The following is a 25,831-nucleotide window of genomic DNA, read 5'->3' on the forward strand; positions in this document are numbered from 1 at the left end:
GTGACCACTGTCTTGATTGTTGATGACGAACCCCAAATCCTTCGGGCCCTGCAGATCAACCTGCACGCCCACGGGTACACGGTGGTTCCGGCGCACAACGGAACCACGGCGCTAGCCGCCGCGCAAACGCACGCGATTGACGTCGTCGTACTTGATCTGGGATTGCCTGACATGGACGGTCTTGACGTCATTGCCGGGTTGCGCGGCTGGAGCGAGGTGCCCATTATTGTGCTCTCGGCCCGGCACGGTTCCCATGACAAGGTGGAGGCGCTCGACGCTGGCGCCGATGACTACGTGACCAAGCCGTTCGGGCTGGATGAACTGCTCGCCAGGCTGCGGGCGGCGACGCGGCGCTCTGGGCAGCAGAGCGCCGAACCGCGCGTGGAGACGGCGGAGTTCACGGTGGATCTGGCCAATAAGCAGGTGTTCCGCCATGGCGAACCGGTCCGAATGACACCCACCGAGTGGAGCGTGCTGGAGCTGTTGGTGCGCAATCCCGGCCGGCTGGTCAGCCAGCAACAGATTCTCTCGGAAGTGTGGGGGCCTGCGTATGCGAAAGAGACCCACTATTTGCGGGTGTACATGGCCCAGCTTCGCAGGAAACTGGAGAGCGATCCCGCCGCGCCCGTGCACCTGCTCACCGAAGCCGGTATGGGGTACCGCTTCGCGCCGTAGGGCCCGCCTAGCCGGAAGCACGTTGTAAGAAGAGGTGGCACAATTGCAAGGCGCCACCTCTTTTTACACATCGTTTACAAGGAACTCATGAAGATCTCAGCACCACCCGTCGGCAGGGCGCGTTCCATCGCCCTGATCTCACTGTTCCTTGCCTCCTTCATGGAGCTTTTGGATGCCACCATTGTCAACGTCGCCCTGCCCGACATTGAACGCGCGCTTGGCGCCCAGAACGCCGAACTGCAGTGGATGGTTGCCTCCTACACGCTGGCGCTGGCTATTGGCCTGATCACCGGGTCCCGGCTGGGAGACATCTACGGACGCAAAAAGGTCTTCATCATTGGGCTTGTCGCCTTCACCGTGGCCTCCGTGTTGTGCGGTGCGGCCATGAATCCGGAGATGCTCATTGCCTCCCGTGCACTGCAGGGCTTCGCCTCTGCGGCCATGATTCCCCAGGTGCTCTCCAGCCTGCAGGTCATGTACAAGCCGTCCGAACGTGCCGGCGCCATGGCCGGCTTCTCGGCCTTGGCTGGCGTTGCGGCCGTATCCGGCCCCATCCTTGGCGCCGTGCTGACCAATGCCGATCTCTTTGGCTGGGGCTGGCGCACGATCTTCTTCGTCAATATCCCCGTTGGCATCTTCGCCGTGATTTGCGCGATCAAATTTGTTCCCGAATCCAAGGCGCCGGTGCGGCACAAACTTGACCTGTCCGGCGTCGTTATTCTTGCCGTGGGCATGATGGCCATCCTGTACCCGTTGACCATGGGCCGCGAGGAAGGCTGGCCGCTGTGGACCTACCTTTCCATGGCGTTCGGTGTGTTGGTGCTGGCCGGCTTCGTGGTGCTCCAGCGCCGCGAGGAAAAGAACGGTGGTGAGCCGTTGGTGGCAGTGTCCCTGTTCAAGAGCCGCCCGTTTGCCGCTGGCATTGCCATGATGTTCCTGTTCTTCATCCCCATGAATGGCTTCTTCCTGATCCAGACCCTGTTCCTGCAGATCGGCCTTGAATACCCGATTCTGAAGGCCGGGCTGACCATGATTCCGTTTTCCATCATGGTGCCGGTGCTGGCTGGTATTTCAGCGGCGATCCTTGCCAAGAAGATCGGCCGTGTGGTGCTGCAGTTGGGCCCGTTGGTCATCGCAATCGGCTTTATTGTCCTCATCTTCACGGTTCAGTCCGTGGGCGGAACGGTCACCCCTTGGCACCTGCTTGCAGGATTGGCCCTGAGTGGCGCCGGCTTCGGAATGGTCGTGGCGCCCGTGGGCATCTTTGTCCTCTCGGAAGTCCCCACCAAATTTGCCGGCAGCGCCTCCGGCCTGTTCAACACCACCAGCCAGCTCGCCGGCGCACTGGGTGTTGCCATCATCGGCACCATCTATTTCAACTCACTTGACTCCAGCACGGGGACCAGCCAGTCCGCAGTGTTCATCGATGCCTTCACCTTCACCATGTGGATCATGGCCGCTGGCATGGTCCTGGCCTCGATCGCGGCAACGTTCCTGCCACGGTGGGCCAGCGAGTCCGATGTCTCCGGTGCCGTTGAGCTGGTCGACGCCTAAGAAGTACGACGGCGGGCCCTCGGGCCGCGTGGGCCCGGCACCTCTGGCTTAGGGTTTAGATATGAAATCCTTGCTGCCCCAGACTGGCTCCGTGCTGGCTATTTGCCGGGTCCACCAGCTGATCACGACAAAAACTGGTTTTGGTGTCACGGCCATTGATAAGCGCGCCATTGAAGGGCCCGTCAACTTGCGCACGTTCGGTGTATTTGGTGACGTGCAGGCCGATACTGAACACCACGGTGGGCCGGATCAAGCCGTTTACGCGTATTCGCAGGAAGACGCCGATCATTGGAGCGCCGAGCTGGGACGCTCCATTCCGCCGGGGCTGTTTGGCGAAAACCTCCGCACCCAAGGGGTGGCGACAACTCATGCCGTGATCGGCACGCGGTGGCGGATCGGCAAGGCCCTGCTGGAGGTGACCTCGCCTCGCGTCCCCTGTGCAACCTTTGGTGAGCGGATGGACGAGCCCCGCTGGGTCAAGCGATTCACCCAGGCCGGACGCGTGGGCACGTACCTACGAGTGTTGGAGATCGGCAAGGCTCAGGCGGGCGACGCCGTCGTGGTTGAGCACGTGCCGGACCACGGAATTACGGTGGGTAAGTTCTTCAGTGACCCCACAGTGGAAGACGTTCATACGCTTCAGGCGCTGCATGATTCGGGTGCGCTGACGCTGGGCAACCACTACTGGCCATACTTCCGTCGGATACTGGCAACTGAGGGCTAAACGGTGGTGTGCCGAACCTCACTGGCCGGCATCGACTTTAGCTATGTCGCGGCGGTAAGGTATGCCCTATGATTTAAATATCCCCCACTCCGGTATCTCCTTTTATTTTCTGCCCAATTTTTGAGGCAGGAGCCTGAAGTGTTTGGGGCCCGCAATGTTTTTGTGCGGGCAAGTAGCGTTCATAGGGGATTGCCGGCAAAGAAACGCCATGCGGTGTTGGTTTTTTCAACATCGGCGACCGTAACCACGGTGCATACATGGCGCGAGATCCTGCCCGGGATGCCGAGTAGCGGCTGGATTTCTGCATTGCGGCAACCTCGCCGCTTGGCCCTATGAATGAGGACATCTTGACCATGCCCGAAAACTTGACAGAAACTTCCCCGGAGACCGAGGAAGAAATCGAAACTACTTTCGCCGACTTGGGTATTGACGGCCGCGTGCTGTCTGCCCTGAGCGACGTTGGCTACGAGAAGCCCTCACCCATCCAGGCCGCAACCATCCCATTGCTGCTCGAAGGCCGCGACGTTGTTGGCCTCGCCCAGACCGGTACCGGTAAGACGGCAGCATTCGCCGTTCCCGCCCTGTCCCGCATGGCTGAGCTGATGGACCTCAACGGTCCCACCAAGGACACTCAGATCCTGGTTCTGGCTCCGACTCGCGAGCTGGCCCTTCAGGTTGCTGAAGCGTTCACCTCCTACGCCAAGTACATGGACAACTTCTCCGTACTCCCCGTTTACGGTGGATCTGCTTACGGCCCGCAGCTGGCCGGCCTGCGCCGCGGCGCACAGGTTGTTGTAGGAACCCCCGGTCGTGTCATCGACCACCTCTCCAAGGGCTCCTTGGACCTCTCCAACCTCCAGTACCTAGTCTTGGATGAGGCCGATGAGATGCTGCGCATGGGCTTCGCCGAAGACGTAGAGAAGATCTTGGCTGAGACCCCGAAGGAGAAGCAGGTTGCCCTGTTCTCCGCAACGATGCCGGGCCAGATCCGCCGCATCTCCAAGCAGTACCTGAACAACCCGGCCGAGGTCACGGTTAAGTCCAAGACCACCACCGGTGCCAACACCCGCCAGCGTTACCTGCAGGTCATGGGCCCGCACAAGCTCGACGCCCTGACCCGTGTGCTTGAGGTTGAGCAGTTCGAGGGCGTTATCGCGTTCGTTCGTACCAAGATGGCCACCGAAGACCTCGCCGACAAGTTGAAGTCACGCGGCTTCCAGGCTGCCGCCATCAACGGTGACATTCCTCAGCAGCAGCGTGAGCGCACCATTGAGGCTCTCCGCGATGGCAAGATCGACATCCTGGTTGCCACCGACGTTGCTGCCCGTGGTTTGGACGTTGAGCGCATCACTCACGTCATCAACTACGACATCCCGCATGACACCGAGTCCTACGTGCACCGCATTGGCCGTACGGGCCGCGCCGGCCGCTCGGGTGACGCGATCTTGTTCATGACTCCTCGCGAGAAGTACTTGCTGCGTGCCATCGAGAAGGCTACTCGCCAGCCGGTGGATCAGATGCACCTGCCGTCCGCTGAAACCATCAACTCCCTTCGCCTGGGCAAGTTCGCTGAGAAGATCACCGAAACCTTGGCTAGCAAGGATGTTGCTAAGTTCCGCGACCTGATCGCTTCCTACGAGCAGGAGCACGATGTGCCTGCCTCGGAGATCGCCGCAGCCTTGGCCGTTATGGCACAGGGTGGCCAGCCGTTGCTCGTCAACGACCTGCCGGCCGCACCGGAATACCAGAAGAAGGAACGCTCCAAGGACGGCTTCGGCTCACGTGGCCCGACCCGCACCCTGACCGAGGGCAACGCCACCTACCGTATCTCGGTAGGCCGTCGCCAGCGCGTCATGCCCGGTTCCATCGTTGGCGCTATTGCCAACGAAGGCGGCCTGTCCTCCTCGCAGATCGGCGGAATCGACATCCGCTCGGATCACACCTTGGTGGAACTGCCGGCTGAGCTGAGCAAGGACCAGTGGAAGGCACTGAGCCGCACTCGCATCAGCGGTGAGCTCATCAACCTGGAACTGGACAATGGCCGTCGTCCCGCAGGCGCTGGCGCTGGCGCCGGAGCCCCGTACAAGGCCCGCGAAGACCGCGGTGACCGTGGCCAGGGTGGCTTCAAGAAGAAGTTCGACGGCGACCGTGGCGGCTACCGCGGCGGCGACCGTGACCGTGGTGCTGACCGCGGTGCAGAGCGTGGCGGCTTCAACAGCGACCGCGGCCAGGGCCACACCGGTCATGGTGCCGGCGACCGCCGTCCCCGCCACGAAGGTGGACAGAGCTTCAACAGCAAGGGCAAGTGGTAAACACCTCGCCCTAAGGCACTAAAACGGCCGGTCATCCGCAAGGGTGACCGGCCTTTTTTGATGCCCGATTTCGCTGGCTATTTACCGACTATTTACCAACAAAGCTGCTGTGTGACGCAAGTCATGCGGAGCTTGTCTGGTGACGAAAGTTCCTTGATTTCTAGGGAAATTTCGGGCGGGTTGACCTTTTCTTTACGAGTGAAACGACGGCATCATGTCCATCTCCGGCGGTCGCGGAGATTGCCGATTTCACATCCGGCAAAAGCACTGGTAAAGTATTCTCTCGTTGCCCCCCTAGCTCAGTGGTAGAGCGCGTTCTTGGTAAGAACGAGGTCACCGGATCGATTCCGGTGGGGGGCTCGGAAATGAGAAGGCTCGTGTCAAGACGGTTTTGGCCGGGGTGACACGGGCCAGACTCATTTATGGCGGCATAGCTCAGTTGGTTAGAGCGCACGACTCATAATCGTGAGGTCCCGAGATCGAGTCTCGGTGCCGCTACCGCAGAAATTCCCCGGAAACCCTATGGTTTCCGGGGTTTTTTGTTTCCCGACCTCCCAGTTTTCACAGAGACTCGTGGCGTAAGCTGCCCCCAAAGGTTCAAACGAATATGAGGGAGCAGTCATGACCAAGGTCTTGATAATTGGCGGGCACGGAAAAATCGCGTTGTTGATGGCGCCGTTGTTGAGTGCTGCAGGCATGGAGGTCACCTCCGTGATCCGCAATGCCGCCCAGATCGATGCCGTGGCGGCAACAGGAGCAACACCTTTGGTGCACGACGTCGTCTCTTCCTCAGTTGCCGAACTCGCCGACCTTTTTGCCGGTCAGGACGCAATCATCTGGTCCGCCGGGGCAGGCGGGGGAAGCCCGGAGCGCACCTATGCCGTGGACCGGGACGCGGCCATCGCCTCCATGGACGCAGCAGTGCAGGCCGGGGTCCCGCGCTACATCATGGTGTCCTACCTGGGGGCCCGCACAGACCACGGCGTGCCGCCGGACAACAGCTTCTTCGCCTACGCCGAGGCCAAGGCGGCCGCCGATGCGCACCTGCGCACGCTCAGTGCCCTGGCCTGGACCATTTTGGCCCCTGGCCCACTCACCTTGGATGAGCCCACGGGTCTGATCGACCCAACCCCGGCGGTGGATCGGGACCCTTCAGACGCCGGCAAGACCTCTCGTGCCAATGTTGCGCTCATGGCAGCTGCCGTGGTGCAGCACCCGAAAACCATCATGCGCACCATCGAGTTCAGTGATGGACAGACGTCAATAGCTCAGGTGCTAACGCCGTAAAGTAAATTGCGTGGAACAGCTCGTATTGATCATTGGACTCTTATTCGCCACCGTGCTTGCCGTCGGTTTGGGGGACAAGCTCCGGCTGCCCTACCCGGTACTCATGCTCATCATGGCTGGCGCGCTGACGTTCATTCCCGGGTTCCCCGATCTGCGGATCGATCCAGAGCTGATTTTGCCCATCTTCTTGCCGCCGCTTCTGTTTGCCACGGCGCAAAAGAGCTCATGGTCGGTCTTTAGGATCCGTTGGCGCACCATCCTCATGCTGGCCGTAGCCCTAGTGGTGGTGTCCACGGCCATGGTGGCAGGAGCAGCCTGGCTGCTGATTCCCGGCATCGGCATCCCTGCGGCCATTGCCTTGGGTGCCATGGCGGCCCCACCGGACCCGGTAGCCGTGGAGTCTGTTGCTAAGCGCGTTCACATGCCCCGGCGCTTGATTACCGTTCTGCAGAGCGAAGGCTTGTTCAACGATGCGGCCGCCATCGTGATCTTCCAGGCGGCCGTCGCGGCCGCAACGGACGGGCAGCCATTCGGCGTGGGCGTGGTGGGAAAGTTCGTTTTGGGTGCAATCATCGCCGTCGCGGTCGGCTTGCTCATGGGACGCGTGACGAGTTTGATCACCAAACTGATCGCATCCTCCGTGGCCCGCAGTGCCGTGACCTTGGTCGTCCCGTTTGCTGCATACATCCTAGCCGAAGAGGTCCACGCATCGGGAGTCATTGCCGTGGTCGTGACGGCGTTGGAAATCAAGCGCCATGCGAGGGCCGAAGACGCAACCGAACGCATCACCCGCGCGGCCTTCTGGGACGTTGTGGAGTTGCTGGTGACGGGTTTGGCGTTCGGTCTGGTGGGACTGGAGGTTCGCGAGGTCATTCGGGAAGAAGGATCAGATATTTGGGGCATGCTTCCAATGGCCATCGGTATCAGCGTGCTGGTGATTCTGGTCCGTTTCCTGTGGTTTACCATGATGGCGATGCTCTCCAAGAAACGCGACGGAGACCTTCCTCCCGCCGGTTTCAAGGACGTCATCATCCTGACGTGGTGCGGCATGCGTGGGCTGGCCACCTTGGCTTTGGCACTGGCATTGCCGACGCTGTTGCCCTCAGGGGAAGCGTTCCCGGGCCGGCACGAGATCATCGTTGCTGCCTGCGCCGTTCTCCTGACAACGCTGGTGCTGCCGGGGCTCACCCTCCCGTGGCTCATGCGCGTGCTCAAAGCAACGGACGACGGCGTCGAGGAACGTGAAGCGGCCAAGCTCATGGCCCTGCGTGCTCAGGAGGCCGCTGTCGCAGCGCTGAGGGACAACGAGGTCATCAAAAACCTGCCGCCGGAGAAGACTGCGCTGGTCAAGGCACGTATGCAACGCCTACATGCCGAACTGCTCGACGGCAGCCTAAAAAACGAGGGCCTGGATGAGCGCCGCCGTCGTGGTCGTGAACTAGCCATCGCCGTCCAGACCATTGCACTGGATGCTGCTCGGGCCGAGGTGCTGATGGCCCGCAATGAACCCGAGACAGATCCCGAGGTCGCCGACCGCGTTTTGCGGCAACTGGATCTTCGCACCATGATCATGCCGGACTGAGCCCCACACGCCTCAGGCGGAGAGAGCCAGCTTTGCTGCGGGTTCGGAAACGGCCGGGCGAGCTAATCCGTAGTGCTCCCGCAGCGTCTTTCCGGTGTACTCGGTGCGGAACAGTCCACGTTCCTGCAGCAGCGGAACCACCTTGTCGACAAAGTCATCCAATCCGCCCGGGAACGTCGGCGGCATAATGTTGAAACCGTCAGCAGCTCCCGTCGTGAACCACAGCTCGATCTCGTCCGCGACCTGTGCCGGTGTGCCGATGAATGTGAAGTGGCCTCGAGCCCCTGCCAATTTCTCGGTCAGGGCGCGGATGGACAGCGATTCTTTCCGCGCAACATCAACAATCAGCTTCTTGCGGCTTTGCGCCCCATCTGTGCCTTCCGGCAGTTCCGGAAGCTGCGCATCCAAGGGGTAGCCGGACAGATCGAAGTCCAGCTGCTGGGATAGCTGCTGCACCCCGTATTCGGGGTTGGCCAGCGAATTGAGGTAGTCGTACTTTTCCTGCGCTTCTTCCCTCGTCTCCCCGATGTAGGCGCTGATGCCGGGAAGAATCAGCAAGTCGTCTTGGGAGCGGCCAAAGGCGCCGAGGCGACCCTTCAAATCGGTGTAGAACTCCCGCGCGGACTCAACGCTCAAATGAGCCGTGAACACTGCCTCAGCGTGCCGGGCGGCAAACTCCTTCCCGGCCTCGCTGGAACCGGCCTGGACCAGCAGGGGGTGGCCCTGAATGGGGCGGGGCAGATTGAGCGGGCCACGCACCTGGAAGTGTTTGCCCTCGTGATCGATCTGGTGGATCCTTTCCGGATCGCTGTAACGGCCCGTCTCCTGATCGGCAACCACTGCGTCGTCGGCCCAGCTGTCCCAGAGCTCCTTAGCGGTATCGAGGAATTCATGAGCCCGTTCGTAGCGCGCCGCATGAGCGGGACGGTCGGCTAGGTTGAAGTTCTTCGCCTCGCCTTGTCCGGCCGAGGTGACAATGTTCCATCCGGCGCGTCCACCACTGATCCGGTCCACGGAGGCCAGCGCCCGGGCCAGTGAGTACGGCTGGTTGTATGTTGTGGAGGCCGTCGCAATCAGCCCGATCCGCTCGGTGGCCGTAGCAAGCGCCGAGAGCAGGGTGAGGGGCTCAAAGGAGCTGTAAGCGTTGAACTCGATATTGCTCGAGATGGCCAGGCCATCCGCGAGGAACAGCGAATCGAGCTTGCCGCGTTCGGCCGTCCTGGCAATAGTGAGGTAGTGCTCTAGGCTCAACTCCGCACGGGGATCTACGTCCCGGTGACGCCAAGAGGCTTCGTGGTGACCGGTGCCGTGAATAAAGGCATTCAGATGAAGTTGTCGTTTTTGCTGTGTCATGGCTAGTTCGCCGGCGCAATCACGGAGTAGGCAGCGGAATCGCCCTTCAAGGACTGGCTGGACTGCCCTGTTATATTCACCGGGATGTCGCCAGCAATCGTGACGCGGTTCAGGGTGCGCGGTGCGCCGTCATAGTTGTCCGGGGCGTAGTGCTGGGTGATGCGGTTGTCGAAAAGCACCACCTGGTTGGGTTCCCAATTCACCCGCACGATGTTCTCGGGCCGGGTCACGTAGGCCTGCAGCAGGCGGATAATGTCCTTGGATTCGGTGTTGGACAGGCCAACGATCCTCAGCCGCTGGGCGAAGCCGCCAATGAACAGTCCGCGTTCCCCGGTCAGCGGGTGGACCCGGACCACGGGATGGACGGATTCAAAAATCTGGCGGGTGAATTCGGCACGACGTTCCGTGGCGTTCGCGTGCTCAAGATTCTTGGGCACGGAGTAGTCGTAGTCGTTCGTGTGGACGGCCCACAATGCGTCGGCAAACGCCCTGAGCTCCGCGGGGAGGTCCTGGTAGGCCGCGGCGGTGGAGGCAATTAGCGTTTCACCGCCGTAGGGCGGAAGCGTAATGCTGCGCAGCGTGGACGCCTGCGGGGGATTGTGCACGAACGTGACATCCGTGTGCCACGTGTTGGCGGAGCCGTTTTCGCTGTCCACGGGGAGGACATTCGCGGCACCGTCCACCGAGGCCACGGTTGGATGGGCTGCGGTCAGCGGGCCAAAGTGGCTGGCAAAGCGGACCTGCTCCTCATCTGTGGTGATGTTGGCTTCGCGGAAGACGAGGGCCTTGTGTTCGTTGAGGGCCGCGCGGATCGCCGCTACCCGGGCCGGACTGAGCGGGCCGCTCAGATCCAGTCCGCGAATTTCGGCTCCGATCCGGCCTCCCAGCTTGGTGAACGTCAGGGTTTCGGTGGCGACGGGGGTTTCTGTAATGACTGACATGACATATTCCTTAGCTTTGGTGGTTGAAGTGTTTAGGAGTTGAGGGAGGTTCGCCACTGGGAAAAGTGGCGTTCGGCTGCGACCAGTAGGACATTCACGAGCAGTCCCAACAACGAGACTGTGAGAATGCCTGCGTACATTTGCGGAATCAGGAAGCTGTTCTGGGCATTGGTGATGAGGTAGCCCAGACCCGCCTTGGCGCCCACCATTTCGGCAGCAATCAGGACCAGGATGGCGGAGGTTCCAGCCATGCGAATACCCGTGAAAATGGTGGGTACTGCAGAGGGCAATATGACCTTCCAGAACAGGGCCGGGCTGCGCAGGCCCAGCGATCTGGCGGCACGCACCAAGAGCGGGTCCACGGTGCGCACCCCGGCGATGGTGTTCAGCAGGACGGGAAAGAATGCCGCAAAGGCCACGATGGTGATCTTGGATTCCTCGCCGATCCCCAGCAAGAGCGTGAAGACCGGGAGTAGCGCCAGCGCCGCGGTGTTGCGGAACAACTCCAACAAGGGGTTCAGGAAGGAATGCAGTGGCCGGTACCAGGCAATGACCAGCCCTAGGGAAATTCCAAGGACGACGGCGATGCTGAAGCCAGCTGCCGACCGAGTCAGGCTCGCGGCTATGTGGCTTTGCAGTGATCCCGTGGAGATCAGTTCAGCGCCGGCGCTCAAGACCTCGTGCAGCGGCGGCAGAAACACGCGGGTGGAGTCGCTGGCCAGATAAGTTGGCCCCAGCTCCCATAACGCAAGGAACAAGATAATGGCCGCTGATTTCCATAGCCAGGATCCGGCAGTGGTGAGTGTCCGGCGTAAGCCGAGTTGCGCCGTCGTCCGGGTCTTGTCAGGCTGATCCTGGGTGGGGACCTTTGCACTGGAAGGTACCGCGATCGCTGTGGTGGGGCGTTGTGTTGTCAGGGTGCTCATCAGGCAGCGCTCCTTTGGCTGGGCAAGGGCTGGCCTGCGGGGAGTTCGTCAGGGGCGGTGCCGTCAGGGAGGACCTTGCGGTGGCCGGCATTCTGGGCGGCCTGGACCTCGTCGTGGAGCAGGGACCAGACCTTGTGCCGGTGTTCAATGAACAGGGTGGTGGAGCGGATATCTGCCTGATCGTCCCGCTCGCCCAGATTGATGTCGACGATGGCCTTGAGCCGGCCGGGCCGGGAGCTCAGGACGGCAACGCGTTGGCCAAGGTAGACGGCCTCGTCGATGCCATGGGTGATGAAGACGATCGTTTTTCCGGTCTCCTTCCAGATCCGCAGCAGTTCATCCTGGAGCTGTTCGCGCGTTTGGGCATCGAGCGCCGCAAAAGGTTCGTCCATCAGCAGGATGTCCGGTTCATAGGCGAGGCTGCGGGCAATCGCGACGCGTTGCTTCATGCCACCGGAAAGCTCATGGGGGTACCTCTCGGCAAAGCCGCTCAGACCCACCAAATCAAGGTAGTCGCGGGCCTTCGCGGCACGCTGGCGCCGGTTGAGGCCGGACCCTTCGAGGCCAATGGAAACGTTCGTTGCTGCCGTGCGCCAAGGGAACAGGGCATATTGCTGGAAGACCACGGCTCGGTCCTGGCCGGGGCCGGTGACCTCCTTGCCGTCCACCAAAACCTGCCCGGCGGCTGGCCGGGTAAGCCCTGCCAGCAGGTCAAGGAGCGTGGTCTTGCCGGAACCGCTGGGTCCAACAATGGTCAGGAATTCACCCGGGCGGACATCGAGGTTGAAGTCATCCAGGACCACCAGCGGGCCGGGGTTACCTTTGCTGGCCCGGACGGTGAACTCCTGGCGGACATGGCGGAGGCTGATTTTCGCGGTCATGGTCATCCCTTCGATTCCGGAGTTGAAGTTGAGGCAACCGAGCCGGCCGCCAGTTCGTTGAACTCGTTCGTGTAGTACTTGCCCGGCTGCAATTCCCCACTGATCAGCCCGGCGTCTTTGAGATAGCCAGCCCAGAGCGTGAAGTGCTTATCCTCGATGATTCCGGCGTTGGGAACACCCACGCTCTTCCAGTACTGCAGGGCTTCGGTGCTTTCGCTGCGGCCCCGGGCCTGAATGATCTTGGTGAAACGGGCTATGACGTCCGCACGCGGCGTTGTGCTTTCCCACTCGATGGCCTTGGCAACACCCGTTGCGAAGGTTCGTACCGTCGTGGGGTTTCCCTTGATGAAGTCATCGCGGAACACGTATTGGCCGCCAGGGAAGGAGCCGAAGAATTCCACATCGGTGAAGAGTGCACGGAGACCGCCCGTGGCCAGGGCTTTGTCCTGCAGCACGGAGCCGAGGGAACCGGCGTCGACCTGGCCACGCCGGATGGCCTGTTCGGTGTCATTGGGAGGCAGTACCACCAGTTGTACCTGTTTGATCTCGGCCTCATCGAGTCCGTTGTTGGCGAGATACGTCCGGATGACGGCCTCTGATTGGCCCCCAAGGGTGTTGACCCCGATCTTTTTACCGATGAGGTCCCTGGCCGTTCGGATGGGGCTGTCCTCGCTCACATAGAATCCGGTGAAGGTCTTGGCATCGGAACCGTAGTAGTTCACAACCCCGGTGATCTTGGCGCCGGCGTCGGCCAGCTTGACCACGGCTCCGGTGAATGCACCACCAACGTCGGTCTGGTTGGTGGCGACGGACTGAATGTCCTGCGGGCCGCTGATGGTGTTTCCCACCCACTCCAGCGTGAGGCCGTCAAGGTAGCCCAGATCCGCGGCGAGCTCGGGCAACGTGACCGAATTTGCAGATCCTTGGTACTTCAAGGTGGTGACCTCCGCGCCACCGCCGCTGGCTGTTGCCGGTCCGCCGCAACCGGCGACTGCCATCGAAAGGACGACGGCGGTCGCTGCGGTGACGAATGGGAGGAAGCGTTTCATGGTGTCCAGTCCTGTTGTTGGCCCTGCGTCTCGGTTGAGGGTTCGGGTGCGGTTTCTCGTTGGTGGTGTGAACGATGTAAACGGACTTTCCGGACGGGCGCAATCATGTTTGACGCCGCGGGAAACGGTGGGAAACTTGCGGCAAAGAAGGGCAATGCGGTGTCACATTTCGCTTGTGACGGGGGATTTCCTGATGTGACAAAAGCCTTGACCGGGCCGGTGCCCCGTGGTTCCGAAACGCTATCCGCCACAAGGTCCCTTGACGTGCCGCTGGGACAGGCGTCGAATGTAGACACTGTGTTGTGTTGTGTATTGCGTCGGTGTCAGGAGCCGGTCATGAATTCACCTCTCGCGTGGTTCCAAGGCCTCATTCCGCCTTCGCCGGTTGACGACGTCGGGCTGGCCCAGCAGGCTCGACTGACGCAATGGCGCACCGGGACGCTTGCGGCGCTCGCGGTAACGGTGTGGATCGCCATGGCGGAGGTGGACAGGCTGATTGCCGATTCGGCCACCTCCACTGGCAGGAGCGCATCGGCCAGCTCGTTGCAGGCACTCGACCCCCGCCTGGGCCAGGAAAATTGGGGTCTTTGGCTGAGCCTGCCGGCGGACATTCGTCAACAGGTTTGTGCGCTGTTGGGTATTTATACCGGTCTTGATGCCATCTTCGCGATCTTGTACATCAAGTTGCTGTTCGGGTTCTTCTCATCAAAATTCATGGCGACACTTGCAGTTGGTGCTGTTGCCGCGGGGGAGCTGGCGGAACTGATCTTGCAAGTCCAAGGCATCGCGCACTTGCGGTCAGGGGTACTTCCAGAGATTCTGGCCTCCACGTTGATTGCCTCCGGCGTGAAATGGGCGGGCCTTGCCATGCTGGTGTTGTTTGTTTTCATTTACGACGATTTCCGGACCTCGGTGGCCAGCGGTTTGCGGCGTGTCTGGAAGGCGTTGTTCTTTCACCGGATCTCCGTGGTGGTCGTCGTTGCGATTGGATCGTTGGCGCTGGTTCCCATCCCCGGGGTGAACGACCAGATGCCTGATACCCAGCGGGCTTGGGTGGATGCAGATTCGTCCAAGTTTGTTGTCACGAGTTTTGCGGCCTTGTTGATCTCAGGGGGCTTGTTTTATCTGGGGCGCCGTCGCAGCGAGTTGGCGTGGTCGCTGTATTTTGCTGTCCCCGATACGCCGAACGAAGCACCCAAATACTGGATGTGGGCGTTGCCGCCGGCGCTGCTGGGACTGGCCATAGCCTTCGTCCTGATGACAACGGGGCTCACGGTTCCCCTGAGCTGGCAAACTTTGCTGGCCGCGGGAGTGCCGTTGGCAGCAGCAGGGCTGAGCCTTGGCCTGGTCAGACTCTTCGGGCCCGGGTTGCCGATCGAGCCGAGGCCCTCCGATCCGCTCCGGGCGGTGGACACCTGGCGTTGTGGGGATGTGCTGGCGATGATCCTGTTGGCTGTTTCAGGAACGGCAATTGTGAGGGCGTTTGCGGCTCCTCTCGCGCTGGGCGCAGCCGGAGCCGTGGACTTCGACGCGTCCCTCTGGGCCGGCGTCGGATATTTCGTGGTGGGCGTGCTAATCGTGGCACTGGCCTTTCCTGCTGGTGCATTCGTGGTGAGGTGCCTCTGGGACGGTGTCCTGAACCCTCGGGTGATGGCAGGAACTCGCACACGCGCCGTCACCGTCATTCTTGGCCTTGCTTTCGCTGCTCTGGGGTTCGCCTTTGCCGTGAACCCCACAGCCTTCAGCGGGTTTGTCGGAGTCCCCGGAACCGCACTTCTCACCCTGGGGGCGTGGGCCATGGTCATCGGGCTCAGTGTTGTGGCGCTCCAGCGGCAAATGCCGCTACAAGTGTTCAAGCGCATGGGTCTTCGGGCAAACCCTGTCATCACCTTGCTTGCCGTGGTGCTGGCGGTGGGGTCGTTGAATGGTGGGAACCCGGCCCTTCACCATGTGCGGGAGACTGCACTTTCTCCGGCCGTTGCAGCGGATTTGATGGATCGACCAGTCGTAGCGCAGGTATTTGACGCGTGGCTGGAACGGAGTTCTGCTTGCGGGCTTGATGTCACGTCCACCAACGAGGCGCCCATTGCGCATCAGGTGCGTCCCCTGATTCTTGTTGCCGCTGAAGGTGGCGGAATTCGCGCCGCCAGCTGGACGGTGAGGGCCTTTGAAAAGCTATCCAGCGTGGGTGCTTGCGGAAGCGATTCGGTGATGTTGTCCTCTGGCGTCAGTGGTGGATCCCTGGGATTGACCCTGAGCCGGCTCTACGGGAAGGACGCAGTGGCAACGATGAAGGCATTGGCTCAACCGGGACCGCTGGGGGCCGCCGTTACCGGCGCCCTAGTCGGCGACATGGTGGGTTCCGGCACCGGGCTCATGATCCCCACGCGGTTCGAGGATCCGGCCACAGGCCATGAAGTCGTGGCATGGAATGACAAGGCCGGTCTGGTGGAATCTTTGTGGGAGGAGTCAGCCGGGAAGCTGGCCGCACCTTTCAGTGCCGAGATTGCTGGCCCTACCGGCGCGCTAATGCTGAATTCAACAGACACAGGAACTGGCTGCAGGGTGGTCATCAGCCAAATGGACCTTCCCAGCGACAGCGCAAGCCAAACCGCAGGCCCGGCGAGCGGGTTGTCCTGTACCGCCGGACAAGGATTTCCCTTGTCGGTAGATCTCTTCGATCAACAGGCACAATGCCCTCTCCAGCTGCGCTGGTCCACGGCAACATTGCTTTCGGGTCGATTCCCCATCATCTCCCCGGCGGGGCGGGCGCCGGTGATGGCGGCCGACTCGACCGGGGCCATCAAGTGCCAGATGAAGTCCGGTTTCCAGCTCATCGACGGCGGTTATTCCGAAGGGTCTGCGCTGGGGACCGTCAGTGACTTGTGGACCAGCCTGCAAGATGAGGTCCTGAATCACAACGCGTGCGTCATGGCAGCCGCCGCCCTGCCGCCAAGGCAGGAACAGGGCCTCGATGATCCTTGTGCCGGGGCTGATGCTGCAGGAGACATTGTTGTTCCGGTGTTTTTGTTCCTGCAAAACTCGCCGGGCTCGGACATTGTTGGCCAGCAACCCAAAGCAGCGGGGGAGTTGGCAGTTCCCTTGGCGGGCCTGAAGGCAGCGAAACTGCAGATCGGATCGGCCGCTTGGATCCAAAGGCTGGAAGCCGGTGCCAATGTCTGTCCCTCGACGGCGGAGAGCAGCGACTGCGTGAAGGCCACGGCAGAGGTGCGGGCAGCGTTAGGCAACCGTTCCGTCGTCGTGGTGGCCACCAACAGTGTTCCGGCCCTTGCGGCGCCCCTTGGCTGGTCACTGTCGGACATGAGCCAACATCAGCTTGAAAAAGCCATGGACGAGGAGGCGCTCGTGACAAAGGATGACGCTGACAGGCAATCTTTTGCAAAGCTGCTGGCGTACCTTCGAAGCTAGGGATTCTGGTGCAATCCGCCAGTAAAAGTTGCGTTGCTTTGTTGCAGGCCACAAAGCAACTTTTTGCCCATCCGTATACGGTAGAGGTATGTCTAGCTCCGTTGGCAATGAAGCCGCTATCGCACCTGTCCGCACTCGTAACATTCCCGCAGAAATTGCCCGCTCGTGGCTTCTGGTTCCGGCAACGCGCCCTGAGATCTTTGACGAGTCAGCCAACTCGCGTGCTGACGCTATTGTCTTGGACATCGAAGACGCTGTAGACCCCAAGAAGAAGGACGCCGCCCGCGCGGACGTCATCTCATGGCTGCGCAACGGCGGCCAGGCCTGGGTGCGTATTAACGATGTCCAGTCGGCGTTCTGGGCCGACGATGTCGCCAACCTGCGCAACGTCCCCGGCCTGCTCGGCGTCATGCTGGCCAAGACCGAAAACGCAGAACAGGTCAAAGAGACTTACCACCGCCTTGATGGCAAGACCCGGGTCTTGGCCCTTGTCGAATCCGCCGTGGGCATCGAAGAAGCCAACAACATTGCCCGCGCCGAGGGAGCCTTCCGTCTGGCTTTCGGTTCCGGTGACTTCCGCCGCGACACCGGCATGTCGGCCGATCGCGAAGCCATGGCCTACCCGCGCGCCAAGCTCGTCGTGGCCAGCCGAGTCGGCAACCTGCCCGGCCCCATCGACGGCCCCACGGTTGGCACCAACCACCCGATCCTGCGCGAGCAGTCGGCCATTACGGTCTCCATGGGCATGACAGGCAAGCTGTGCCTGGCCACAGATCAGACCACCATCATCAACGAAGTCATCAGCCCCACACCTTCCGATGTCGCTTGGGCCACGGACTTCATGAACGACTTCAACGCCCGCGGTGGCGTCATCCGCGACGGTTCCGACCTGCCTCGCCTGGGCCGCGCCGAGAAGATCATGAAGCTGGCCATCGCCTACGGCGTCCAGCCCTCGCTCTAACCAACCCGGTGGTCGAACCTGTCGAGACCGGCCTGGTCCGGGGGATCTCATGGAGTCCCTCCGGGCCGGCGCTCTCGCTCATCACGGACGACGCCGATGCGCAGCTGCCTTTGGCGGCTGGGCAATGGCTGAGGTTTGAGGTGCTTTCCGGGGATGGGATTGCGGCTCGTTACTGTCTTGGGTATACCAGCGTCCAAGGCCCGGAGGAGTCGGCTCACGTTCGCTGTCCCAGCGGTCAACCAGCCGAGCGGGGCTTTCAGTGCGGTGCCTGCTTTGCCCGGGACGACTTGCGGCATATGCACGATTTTCACCGCAGCGGCCATGCCCCGCCCGGGATGCGCAGTTATTTGGCCCAACAGCATTGGCTGTACATCGCAACGTTTGCCGACGGAACTACCAAGGTTGGCACGGCCTCGAATCTGAGCAAGTGGCGGCGCCTGGCCGATCAGGGGGCGCTCGTGGCCCGGTATGTTGCCCTGGCACAGGACGGCGCCATTGTGCGGTTGCTCGAGGACTCCGTCACCAAGGAACTTGGGGTCACACAGTTTGTGCGCGCGGCGAGCAAAACGGCGTCTCTTCTGACACCCCGCACCACGGCGGAACTTGAGCAGCGCAACCGGGAGGTGTCCGGCGTCGTGCGTGAATTTCTTGGGCAGCACTCCCTCGCCGGATTTGAAACCATAGATGAGCAATGGCACGGCAGCGAGTTCGCCCGCGCCATCAGTGACGGCGGACCAAGGATCGCCTATCCGCGGCCGCTGGACGCGGGCAAGCATGGCATGAGGCTCGATTCCATGCTTGGCGCTAACGCCCTGGTGTCCCTCGACGATGCCGAGGCCGCGTTTGTGGTTGACCTTGGCGGGCTCAAGGGGCGTCGGATTACCTTTGGCGCGTTCACCACGGATGTCCCGGCGCTGCAGGAATCACTTTTCTAGGAGCTTCTCCCCAGCCGGTAGCGTCTCCCAGGCTCCCACCGCTCGCAAGCTCGCGGCGGGCCCCTCGGCCGGTAGACTGGATCCTGTGATTAACGACTTCTGGGAAACCGCTCCGCCCGCCTACAAATACGCCGTTTTCGGGGGCATGGGGCTGACCTTTATCGGCATTGTCATCATCGTGATTGGCGCGATTACTTCCACCGCCTCCATGACGTACATTGCCCTGCCGTTCATCGGCGTAGGGCTGCTGGCCCACATGGCATCGCTGGGCCTGCGTGGCCGCAATATCCGCAAGGAATTGAAGGCCGCTGAAAAGCGCGCCGCAGAGCGCGACGCAAAGTAGCGGGGAGCGACTACAAAAAGCCGGCGTTCGCGGGTTCGGTCGGTGTTAGAACACCCTCCGAACCCGTGAACACCGGCTTTTTCCATGAAACACCGTGGCGCGTTAGTGCTCCGCGGGTTCAGGATTGGCGATGGCACCACGCAGCGCCCACAAGCACATCAGTGCCGCACCGAGCATGAGGCCAACGCTGACCAGGGCCACGGTCCCTTGGCCCGAATCGAAGGCATGCTTGGCGGACTCCAACAATGCAGCGCCCTGCTGTTCGGGGAGCTTTGCGGCAACGTCCATGGCGCCACCCAGGGTTTGGGAAGCCGCATCGGTGTCCTCCGCGGCCAAGCCCGCCGGAACCGCAACGTTCATCCTGTAGGCCGCAGCCAGGACGCTGCCCAAAATGGCTGTACCCAGGACTGACCCCACCTCGTAGGCCGTTTCCGAGATAGCCGAGGCGGCGCCGGCCTTGGCCGGGGGAGCCGCAGCCAAGATCAGGTCGTTGGAAATGGTCTCAGCCATGCCAACACCGGCTCCGAGCACGGCGAATGCGACGATGATGCCAAGCACCGAGCCATCCGTATTCAGCCACACAATCAAGAATCCCGTGGCGTTCAGGAGCAGGCCTCCGGCTACAAGGAACTTCGGCTTGAAGCGGCCGGCCAAGGAAGCTGCCAGAAGTCCCGAGACGATGGTGATGGCCAAGCCAGGCACCAAAACGTAGGCGGCATGGGTGGGGGAGAGCCCCACCACCAGCTGCAGATGTTGCGTGACGAAGTACAAGAATCCCACCAGGGCAAAAATACTCAACAGGTTGGCGCTCACGCTTCCGCTGAAGACAGGATTCCTGAACAGCGTCACGTCCATCATCGGGTTCTTGCGGCGTAGCTGGCGGCGCACAAACACCACGCCCAGCACAATACCGACCGCGATGAGTGCAAAGTTAATGACTGAGAAGCCTGATTGGGCCATTTCCTTGATGCCGAAGATTGTCGGGACCATGGCGCCAAAGGTCAGCAGGATACTCACCACATCAATTTTGCCAGGGTTGGGGTCCTTGGACTCAGGGACAAAGATCGGGGCCAGAATCAGGAACGGGACCAGCACCGGCACCGACATCAGGAACACGGCGCCCCACCAGAAGTGCTCCAGGATGAAACCACCCACAATGGGTCCCAAAGCGGCGCCGCCGGAGAAGCCTGCGGCCCAGATGGCAATGGCCGTGCGTCGCTGGGCTGGGTGCAGGAACAGGTTGCGGATCAAGGACAACGTTGAGGGCATCAGCATGGCGCCGAAGAGGCCAAGCAGGGCGCGGTAGCCGATGAGCGCCCCGGCGTTGGGGGCAAACGCCGCAAAGACCGAGACGATCGCGAAGCCGATGCTACCGATCAGCAGCATCCGGCGACGACCAAATCGATCGGCCATGCTGCCCATGGGAACCAGCAGGGCCGCCAGAACCAGCGGGTACACGTCAATGATCCACAACAATTCCGAGGCGGATGGCACCAGGGCCAGTGAGATCGAGGGGATCGCGAAACTCAGTACCGTGTTATCAACCGAGACCAACAAAACAGGCAGCATCAAAACGATCAGGGCAATCCAGGTGCGGATTCCTGCGCGCTGCGGAGTTTGGACGGGTGCGGTGGGAAGAATTGTTGACGCCATGCTCATAGCCTATACCGTCCAGCCGGTACAGTAAACCGTCTGGACGGTGCAGTTCATCACCTCTTGTAGGGTGGATACATGACTACACTGACGTCCACACGCGAGCGAATCCTTGGTGCTTATGAGGATCTGCTCATTGACGACGGCCCCCGGGCCGCCACCTTGGATGCGGTGGCGGCGGCGGCCGGCGTCTCGAAAGGTGGATTGCTGTACCACTTCAAGAGCAAGGAAGCGCTGACAGAGGGATTGCTGGTCAAGCTGCGAGAATACGCCGAGCTGGATTTCGCAGCGATGGCCTTGGACCCGGAGGGGTGCGCCAGCTACTACGTGCGCACCAGCGTCTTTGGCGATACGCCCTTTGACCGGGCCATCGTGGCCGCCCACCGCCTCATTCAAAGCGACGAAGATGTGGTGCGGCTCGTCTTTTCCGAAATTCACTCCCGCTGGTTTGAGCTGATCCAAAGCGACATCGCCGATCCCGCCGTTGCTCGGGCCGTCATGCTGTTGGGGGACGGGCTGTACTTCAACGCAACACTTTTCGGCTTCCAAACGGGGGTGGGAAACGCCGCGAACCCGCAAGAACGTGTTGACGTTGCCTCGCTCCTTGAAGTTGTCGCCAGAATGAAGTCCGGCACACGGTCGTAGTATGCGCCGGGCCCCGTCCGGGCTATAGGCTTGAAGGTATGAGTATCAATCCCGAACTGCAGGGGCGCAGCTACCAATCAAGCGACATTTACAGCGTGGGCAGAGAGTCCATCCGTGAGTTCGCCCGGGCCGTCAAGGCCAGTCACGCGGCCCACTTTGATGTTGCCGCCGCACAGGCCCTGGGCCACGCCGATCTGGTGGCTCCGCCTACCTACGCCATCATCGTGGCCCAGCGTGCGGACGCGTTGCTGATCAACGATCCCGAATCCGGCATCGACTTTTCCCGTGTGGTCCACGCAGAGCAGCGGTTCACCCACCACAAGGCCATCGTGGCCGGCGACGAGCTCGTTGCGGAACTGCACGTGGACACCGTCCGCGGAATGGGAGGCGGGGCCATGATTACCACTCGCGCAGAAATTTCAACGGTCGACGGCGCTGCTGTCGCCACCACCGTCTCGGCCATCCTGGTCCGCGGGGAGGGACAGTAATGAACGCTCCAACCATAAATATTGCAGATTTGGCTGTGGGCACCGAAATTGGCTCACGCACTATCGAAATCTCCCGCGCCGATCTGGTCAAGTACGCCGGGGCTTCGGGTGACTTCAACCCCATTCACTGGAACGAACGCTTTGCACGTGAGGTGGAACTGCCCGGCGTGATTGCCCACGGCATGTTCACCATGGGAGCGGCAGTGCAGTTGGTGACCGACTGGATTGGCGACCCTGGCGCCGTCGTCTCTTACGGAACGCGTTTCACCAAACCCGTGCCCGTAGCTGATCTTGATGGCGAACCCGGTGCCGTTGTGAACGTCGTTGGCGTTGTCGGCGCCCTTGATTCCGACGCCGGGACCGCCCGAATCGATTTGACGGTCACCTTGGATGGTCAGAAAGTCTTGGTCAAGGCCCAAGCCATGGTTCGCGTGGCGTGAATCAAGTCGCTGCCTGGCGCAACGGGGTAGTCACCGCGTACGCCGGTTCCGGGTTGGTCTTTGCCGCCTGGGTTTCCCGCATTCCGGCCGTCCGTGACGATCTTGGCCTGACCCCGGGCCAGGTGGGACTGATGCTGCTCTGCATGTCGTTGGGGTCGTTCATCTCGGTGGCGGCCTCCGGCCTTATCGTGTTGCGTCTTGGCTCAAAGCTGACGACCCGGCTGGGCAGCGTCATCCAGGCACTTGGCGTGGTCATCATGGGGCTGGGCGCCACCGTTTTTTCGGATTCGCTGGTGGTGGGGATCGGGCTTGTCCTTGTCGGGCTTGGCACCGGCTGCTGGAATACGTCCTCAAATATTGAAGGTGCGGCCGTTGAACGGGCGCTGGGCAGGCACATCATGCCCCGGCTGCACGGCGCCTTTAGCGTTGGCACGGTGGTGGGCGCCGGTGTTGGTGCGTTGGCTGCGTCCGTCCACCTGCCCGTTGCCATTCACCTCTCCATCATTGCCGTAGCCGTGTGCATCGCTGTCATGATCGGCGCGGGCCACTACCAGGCAGACAGGCTCGGCTCTCCCGGGATCATGGTGGATGTGACCGACGCAAGTGCGGTGCCGGGGACCGGTCCCATCCCGATTATTACTAAGCAAACTGGCCAGAACGTAGCTTCCGGAAAAAATGCGGCCGCCAGGGAATCAGCAGTTGGTTCCGCAAAGGCGGCCAAGGCCGCCAAGCGAGATGGCAAGGCGAAGATCGCGGCGGCGTGGCGCGATCCTCGCACGCTGATGCTCGGCGCCTTGGCGCTGGGACTGGGCCTTGCTGAGGGGGCGGCCGGCGACTGGGTGGCCCTGGCCATGGTTGATGGACACCACTCCACGGCGGCACTCGGCGCCGTTGGCTACGGCGTCTTTGTCTCCGCCATGACCATCGGCCGCTTCGCCGGAACGGTCGTCTTGGACAAGTTCGGCCGCGTCATTGTGCTGCGCGTGGGCGCTGCACTGGCTGTCATCGGCCTGGGATTTTTTGTTTTTGCACCATCTCCTGGGATTGCCATGGCAGCCTTGGTCTTCTGGGGCCTTGGCTCGGCGCTGGGCTTCCCCGTGGCAATGTCCGCAGCCTCCGACGATCCCGACCAAGCGGCCGCTCGCGTATCGGTCGTTTCAACTGTCGGATACGGTGCCTTCCTTGGCGGCCCGCCGCTGCTGGGTCTGCTGGCCGAGCACGTGGGCGTGCTGCATTCGCTCCTGGCTGTGCTTGTCATGCTCGTTATCGCTTTCTTCCTGACCCCCGTTGTGCGCAGGCCAGCGTATCTGGACGTCGGGGAGCGCTCGCTCAAGGGATAGTCTGGACTGGTGAATGAGCAAAAATTCCTTAGTTCCCTGACAACCCTTGCCGTGGGCGGTCCTGCCCGGAAATTCATTGTCGCTTCCACCGAGGCGGAAATCATTGCCGCCGTTCGGGAGGCCGACGACGCCGGCGAGCCCCTGCTGATCATCGGCGGTGGTTCCAACTTGATTGTTTCCGATGAGGGCTTTGCCGGAACCGTCTTGCAGATCGCCAGCCAGGGCTATTCCACGGAGTCACAGGACAGCTGCGGGGGCGCCTCCGTTGTGGTTCAGGCCGGTCACAACTGGGATGACTTTGTCCACCAAACCGTGCTTCATGCGTGGAGCGGACTTGAAGCTCTCTCAGGTATTCCGGGTAGCGCCGGGGCCACTCCCGTGCAAAACGTTGGTGCCTACGGTTGCGAAGTCGCCCAGACCATTGCCTCGGTGCGCACCTGGGACCGGGAAAATAATGCCGTGCGCACGTTCACCAATTCCGAGCTCAAGTTCGGGTACCGGGAATCACTCCTCAAAGCCGCCACAGTCAACGGCTCGCCGCGCTACGTGGTCCTCACGGTTGAATTCCAGCTTCTCTTGGGCCGAATGAGCGCCCCCGTGAAGTACGCAGAGTTGGCCCGCCGCCTTGGTGTGGAGCCCGGCCAACGCGCGAACTCGTTGGAACTGCGCCGCACCGTCCTAGCCCTTCGAGCCTCCAAGGGCATGGTCCTGGACCCCGCCGACCGCGACACCTTCTCCACGGGTTCCTTTTTCACCAACCCCATTGTCACGGCCGAAACCGCTGCGACTTTGCCCGAGGACGCCCCGAGCTGGCCTGCCGGCGAGCTCGTGAAGCTCAGCGCCGCGTGGCTCATTGAACACGCCGGATTTACCAAGGGATATGGCCTTGCCGGAGAGGTGCAGCCCGGAACCCCCACCGCTTCGCTGTCCACCAAGCACACCCTCGCCATCACCAACCGTGGCGGGGCCCGCGCCGAGGACGTCTTGGCGGTTGCGCGGGAGGTGCGGGACGGCGTCGTACGCCAATTCGGCATCACCCTGGTGCCCGAACCGGTGCTGGTGGGCTGCTCCCTGTAACCGCCATAGCCGCCGAATTTGAAGAATGCCGCCGATCCTGATAATTGCCGCCGTTACATGACCGGCGATTCTCAGGATCGGCGGCATTTTTTGGCTGAGGGGACGTGAATTGGCCCCGCATAGCGTCATACGGAGTTATCCACAATCACGAATTTGTGACTTACACGCGGCTCCCGACGGTGCAAGGCTTGAGGGATGAACACTTTGCGACTGATTCAGCCGGCCGACCTAGGGCGTCTGGGGCAGGACACGACGAAGCTTGCAAGGCTCTGCACCAAGGGAGAACTGGTGCGCATTCGCCGTGGCGTCTATGCGAGCTCCGAAGAATGGAAGCAACTGGTGCCGCTGCAACGGTACGGTGCGCACGCCGCCGCGTTCCAGTCGGTGGTGGCGAAACAACCAGTGTTATGCCATGCCACTGCTGCACTCTTGTGGGGTCTGTGGATTGTGGGGGTACCGAGCAAACTGCACGTTGTGACGGAAGTCGTGGCCAGTGGGCGTAGTTCCAAAGATGTTGTCCGCCATGTTGGCTCGAGTATGGACAACACGGTGGGTTGCGGGTCGTTCCTCGTGACCGACAAGCTGCGGACCACGATGGCGCTCATTAGGGAGCTGGCCTTTCCCTATGCGGTGGCAGTCTGCGACTCCGCACTCCGAGAACCCGATGCGCGGCAAGCCGTAAACCGATTTGGGCCCGCCGGTGTCGAGGCCGGTCTTCATGAGCCTTCGTGGGTGACTGATGGTCCGCAAGGGCCCGCCCTCTCCGTTGATGAACTCCGGGCGGCGACTTCCCTGCTGCCCAGCAAAGCCGCCCGTGAACGCACCCTTGCTGTCATCAACTTTGCGTCAGCCCTGTCAGGATCGGCCGGGGAATCCATCAGCCGCGCGAAAATGCATCAGCTGGGATTTCCTGCGCCCGTCCTGCAGAAGAAATACATCCTGCGGGACGGCACAACCGCTTTGGTTGATTTTTGGTTCAAGGAGCAGAACGTTGCCGGTGAATTCGACGGAAAGGCAAAGTACCTGCGTGCCGATTGGGGCGGTGGTTCCATGGAGGAACGCCTATGGAAGGAAAAATGTCGAGAGGACGATATCCGCGGTCAGGGCGTTTCTTTTGTTCGGTGGACGTGGCGTGAATTGCAGGACCGGAGGTTGTTTGCGGCGCTGCTGCGTCGGGCAGGCATACCGCAAGTATGACGTCGGCCGCCCGTCATGCGGAGAATGCCGCCCGTCCTG

At 61.7% G+C, this 25,831-nt stretch carries 22 protein-coding genes and 2 tRNA genes; 18 read left to right on the plus strand and 6 right to left on the minus strand.

Translation table 11 applies throughout. The features are described from left to right. The 8 genes from ACP7B9_RS00755 (at position 1) to ACP7B9_RS00790 (ending at position 8,134) form a co-directional block, all read left to right on the plus strand. Positions 1-675, plus strand: a complete 675-nt coding sequence (locus ACP7B9_RS00755) for a response regulator (RefSeq protein ID WP_425859868.1) — start codon at positions 1-3, stop codon at positions 673-675. 87 nt (positions 676-762) lie between these two features. Further along, positions 763-2,229 carry an MFS transporter gene (locus ACP7B9_RS00760; RefSeq protein ID WP_425859870.1) on the plus strand — a complete coding sequence of 489 codons (1,467 nt, stop codon included), beginning with the start codon at positions 763-765 and terminating at the stop codon, positions 2,227-2,229. 61 nt (positions 2,230-2,290) lie between these two features. After that, a complete protein-coding gene (locus tag ACP7B9_RS00765) occupies positions 2,291-2,953 on the plus strand; it encodes an MOSC domain-containing protein (RefSeq protein WP_425859872.1) in 663 nt (220 codons plus the stop codon). Between the two features lie 353 nt (positions 2,954-3,306). Next, positions 3,307-5,265, plus strand: coding sequence for a DEAD/DEAH box helicase (locus ACP7B9_RS00770; RefSeq protein ID WP_425859873.1), 1,959 nt, complete (start codon positions 3,307-3,309; stop codon positions 5,263-5,265). Positions 5,266-5,553: 288 nt separating this feature from the next. Next, a tRNA-Thr gene (locus tag ACP7B9_RS00775) sits at positions 5,554-5,625 on the plus strand. 64 nt (positions 5,626-5,689) lie between these two features. Further along, positions 5,690-5,763, plus strand: a tRNA-Met gene (locus ACP7B9_RS00780). Positions 5,764-5,886: 123 nt separating this feature from the next. Continuing rightward, positions 5,887-6,552, plus strand: a complete 666-nt coding sequence (locus ACP7B9_RS00785) for an NAD(P)H-binding protein (protein WP_425859874.1) — start codon at positions 5,887-5,889, stop codon at positions 6,550-6,552. Between the two features lie 10 nt (positions 6,553-6,562). Then, positions 6,563-8,134: a Na+/H+ antiporter gene (locus ACP7B9_RS00790; protein ID WP_425859876.1), complete on the plus strand. Its 1,572-nt coding sequence runs from the start codon at positions 6,563-6,565 to the stop codon at positions 8,132-8,134. A 12-nt stretch (positions 8,135-8,146) separates the two neighbouring features. Here the strand turns inward: ACP7B9_RS00790 and ACP7B9_RS00795 are convergent, their stop codons facing one another. The 5 genes from ACP7B9_RS00795 to ACP7B9_RS00815 are packed head-to-tail and all read right to left on the minus strand — an operon-like array spanning position 8,147 to position 13,284. Next, on the minus strand, positions 8,147-9,487 hold the full coding sequence (locus ACP7B9_RS00795) for an LLM class flavin-dependent oxidoreductase (RefSeq protein WP_425859878.1): 1,341 nt from the start codon (positions 9,485-9,487) through the stop codon (positions 8,147-8,149). 2 nt (positions 9,488-9,489) lie between these two features. Continuing rightward, on the minus strand, positions 9,490-10,428 hold the full coding sequence (locus ACP7B9_RS00800; RefSeq protein WP_425859879.1) for a TauD/TfdA dioxygenase family protein: 939 nt from the start codon (positions 10,426-10,428) through the stop codon (positions 9,490-9,492). Between the two features lie 32 nt (positions 10,429-10,460). Continuing rightward, complete coding sequence (locus ACP7B9_RS00805; RefSeq protein ID WP_425859881.1) at positions 10,461-11,354, minus strand: ABC transporter permease; 894 nt, start codon at positions 11,352-11,354, stop codon at positions 10,461-10,463. Next, the gene (locus tag ACP7B9_RS00810) at positions 11,354-12,235 is read right to left on the minus strand and encodes an ABC transporter ATP-binding protein (protein WP_425859883.1); all 882 of its coding nucleotides are present in this window, start codon (positions 12,233-12,235) and stop codon (positions 11,354-11,356) included. Before ACP7B9_RS00810 ends, ACP7B9_RS00805 begins: the two co-directional genes overlap by 1 nt. A 2-nt stretch (positions 12,236-12,237) precedes the next feature. Continuing rightward, entirely contained in the window at positions 12,238-13,284 is a 1,047-nt protein-coding gene (locus ACP7B9_RS00815) for an ABC transporter substrate-binding protein (RefSeq protein ID WP_425859884.1), read from the minus strand. 336 nt (positions 13,285-13,620) lie between these two features. On the opposite strand from ACP7B9_RS00815, the gene ACP7B9_RS00820 reads away from it, so the two are divergent. From ACP7B9_RS00820 to ACP7B9_RS00835, 4 genes are all read left to right on the plus strand, one after another. Beyond that, positions 13,621-16,713 (plus strand): hypothetical protein, encoded by a 3,093-nt coding sequence (locus ACP7B9_RS00820; protein ID WP_425859886.1) that lies wholly within the window; start codon positions 13,621-13,623, stop codon positions 16,711-16,713. Positions 16,714-16,801: 88 nt separating this feature from the next. Then, the gene (locus ACP7B9_RS00825) at positions 16,802-17,674 is read left to right on the plus strand and encodes an HpcH/HpaI aldolase/citrate lyase family protein (RefSeq protein WP_425859888.1); all 873 of its coding nucleotides are present in this window, start codon (positions 16,802-16,804) and stop codon (positions 17,672-17,674) included. 8 nt (positions 17,675-17,682) lie between these two features. Further along, on the plus strand, positions 17,683-18,609 hold the full coding sequence (locus ACP7B9_RS00830) for a DUF2797 domain-containing protein (protein WP_425859889.1): 927 nt from the start codon (positions 17,683-17,685) through the stop codon (positions 18,607-18,609). An 85-nt stretch (positions 18,610-18,694) separates the two neighbouring features. Beyond that, the gene (locus tag ACP7B9_RS00835) at positions 18,695-18,952 is read left to right on the plus strand and encodes a DUF3188 domain-containing protein (protein WP_425859891.1); all 258 of its coding nucleotides are present in this window, start codon (positions 18,695-18,697) and stop codon (positions 18,950-18,952) included. Between the two features lie 102 nt (positions 18,953-19,054). On the opposite strand, the gene ACP7B9_RS00840 is transcribed toward ACP7B9_RS00835, so the two are convergent. Continuing rightward, on the minus strand, positions 19,055-20,605 hold the full coding sequence (locus tag ACP7B9_RS00840) for an MFS transporter (protein ID WP_425859892.1): 1,551 nt from the start codon (positions 20,603-20,605) through the stop codon (positions 19,055-19,057). Between the two features lie 78 nt (positions 20,606-20,683). On the opposite strand from ACP7B9_RS00840, the gene ACP7B9_RS00845 reads away from it, so the two are divergent. The 6 genes from ACP7B9_RS00845 to ACP7B9_RS00870 all read left to right on the plus strand — a co-directional run bounded on the left by ACP7B9_RS00845 (position 20,684) and on the right by ACP7B9_RS00870 (position 25,792). Next, on the plus strand, positions 20,684-21,250 hold the full coding sequence (locus tag ACP7B9_RS00845) for a TetR/AcrR family transcriptional regulator (protein WP_425859894.1): 567 nt from the start codon (positions 20,684-20,686) through the stop codon (positions 21,248-21,250). A 38-nt stretch (positions 21,251-21,288) separates the two neighbouring features. Further along, on the plus strand, positions 21,289-21,738 hold the full coding sequence (locus tag ACP7B9_RS00850) for an FAS1-like dehydratase domain-containing protein (RefSeq protein ID WP_425859896.1): 450 nt from the start codon (positions 21,289-21,291) through the stop codon (positions 21,736-21,738). Further along, positions 21,738-22,178, plus strand: a complete 441-nt coding sequence (locus tag ACP7B9_RS00855; RefSeq protein ID WP_425859898.1) for a MaoC family dehydratase — start codon at positions 21,738-21,740, stop codon at positions 22,176-22,178. Before ACP7B9_RS00850 ends, ACP7B9_RS00855 begins: the two co-directional genes overlap by 1 nt. Then, on the plus strand, positions 22,175-23,518 hold the full coding sequence (locus ACP7B9_RS00860) for an MFS transporter (RefSeq protein ID WP_425859900.1): 1,344 nt from the start codon (positions 22,175-22,177) through the stop codon (positions 23,516-23,518). The genes ACP7B9_RS00855 and ACP7B9_RS00860 overlap by 4 nt, the downstream gene beginning before the upstream one ends. A 9-nt stretch (positions 23,519-23,527) precedes the next feature. Continuing rightward, the gene (locus ACP7B9_RS00865) at positions 23,528-24,595 is read left to right on the plus strand and encodes a UDP-N-acetylmuramate dehydrogenase (protein WP_425859902.1); all 1,068 of its coding nucleotides are present in this window, start codon (positions 23,528-23,530) and stop codon (positions 24,593-24,595) included. 195 nt (positions 24,596-24,790) lie between these two features. Next, positions 24,791-25,792 carry a type IV toxin-antitoxin system AbiEi family antitoxin domain-containing protein gene (locus tag ACP7B9_RS00870; protein ID WP_425859904.1) on the plus strand — a complete coding sequence of 334 codons (1,002 nt, stop codon included), beginning with the start codon at positions 24,791-24,793 and terminating at the stop codon, positions 25,790-25,792. Positions 25,793-25,831: the final 39 nt, after the last annotated feature.

Origin of the sequence: Arthrobacter sp. TWP1-1 (assembly GCF_049897845.1) — a bacterium.
Lineage (GTDB): Bacteria > Actinomycetota > Actinomycetes > Actinomycetales > Micrococcaceae > Specibacter.

Excerpts from the sequence above, each read along its gene's own strand:
- ACP7B9_RS00820 (WP_425859886.1), top strand. The coding sequence starts at position 13,621 with ATGAATTCACCTCTCGCGTGGTTCCAAGGCCTCATTCCGCCTTCGCCG.
- ACP7B9_RS00785 (WP_425859874.1), top strand. The coding sequence starts at position 5,887 with ATGACCAAGGTCTTGATAATTGGCGGGCACGGAAAAATCGCGTTGTTG.
- ACP7B9_RS00765 (WP_425859872.1), top strand. The coding sequence starts at position 2,291 with ATGAAATCCTTGCTGCCCCAGACTGGCTCCGTGCTGGCTATTTGCCGG.
- ACP7B9_RS00825 (WP_425859888.1), top strand. The coding sequence starts at position 16,802 with ATGTCTAGCTCCGTTGGCAATGAAGCCGCTATCGCACCTGTCCGCACT.
- ACP7B9_RS00795 (WP_425859878.1), bottom strand. The coding sequence starts at position 9,487 with ATGACACAGCAAAAACGACAACTTCATCTGAATGCCTTTATTCACGGC.
- ACP7B9_RS00850 (WP_425859896.1), top strand. The coding sequence starts at position 21,289 with ATGAGTATCAATCCCGAACTGCAGGGGCGCAGCTACCAATCAAGCGAC.
- ACP7B9_RS00845 (WP_425859894.1), top strand. The coding sequence starts at position 20,684 with ATGACTACACTGACGTCCACACGCGAGCGAATCCTTGGTGCTTATGAG.
- ACP7B9_RS00870 (WP_425859904.1), top strand. The coding sequence starts at position 24,791 with ATGAACACTTTGCGACTGATTCAGCCGGCCGACCTAGGGCGTCTGGGG.
- ACP7B9_RS00805 (WP_425859881.1), bottom strand. The coding sequence starts at position 11,354 with ATGAGCACCCTGACAACACAACGCCCCACCACAGCGATCGCGGTACCT.
- ACP7B9_RS00815 (WP_425859884.1), bottom strand. The coding sequence starts at position 13,284 with ATGAAACGCTTCCTCCCATTCGTCACCGCAGCGACCGCCGTCGTCCTT.
- ACP7B9_RS00770 (WP_425859873.1), top strand. The coding sequence starts at position 3,307 with ATGCCCGAAAACTTGACAGAAACTTCCCCGGAGACCGAGGAAGAAATC.
- ACP7B9_RS00855 (WP_425859898.1), top strand. The coding sequence starts at position 21,738 with ATGAACGCTCCAACCATAAATATTGCAGATTTGGCTGTGGGCACCGAA.
- ACP7B9_RS00840 (WP_425859892.1), bottom strand. The coding sequence starts at position 20,605 with ATGGCGTCAACAATTCTTCCCACCGCACCCGTCCAAACTCCGCAGCGC.
- ACP7B9_RS00810 (WP_425859883.1), bottom strand. The coding sequence starts at position 12,235 with ATGACCGCGAAAATCAGCCTCCGCCATGTCCGCCAGGAGTTCACCGTC.
- ACP7B9_RS00760 (WP_425859870.1), top strand. The coding sequence starts at position 763 with ATGAAGATCTCAGCACCACCCGTCGGCAGGGCGCGTTCCATCGCCCTG.
- ACP7B9_RS00800 (WP_425859879.1), bottom strand. The coding sequence starts at position 10,428 with ATGTCAGTCATTACAGAAACCCCCGTCGCCACCGAAACCCTGACGTTC.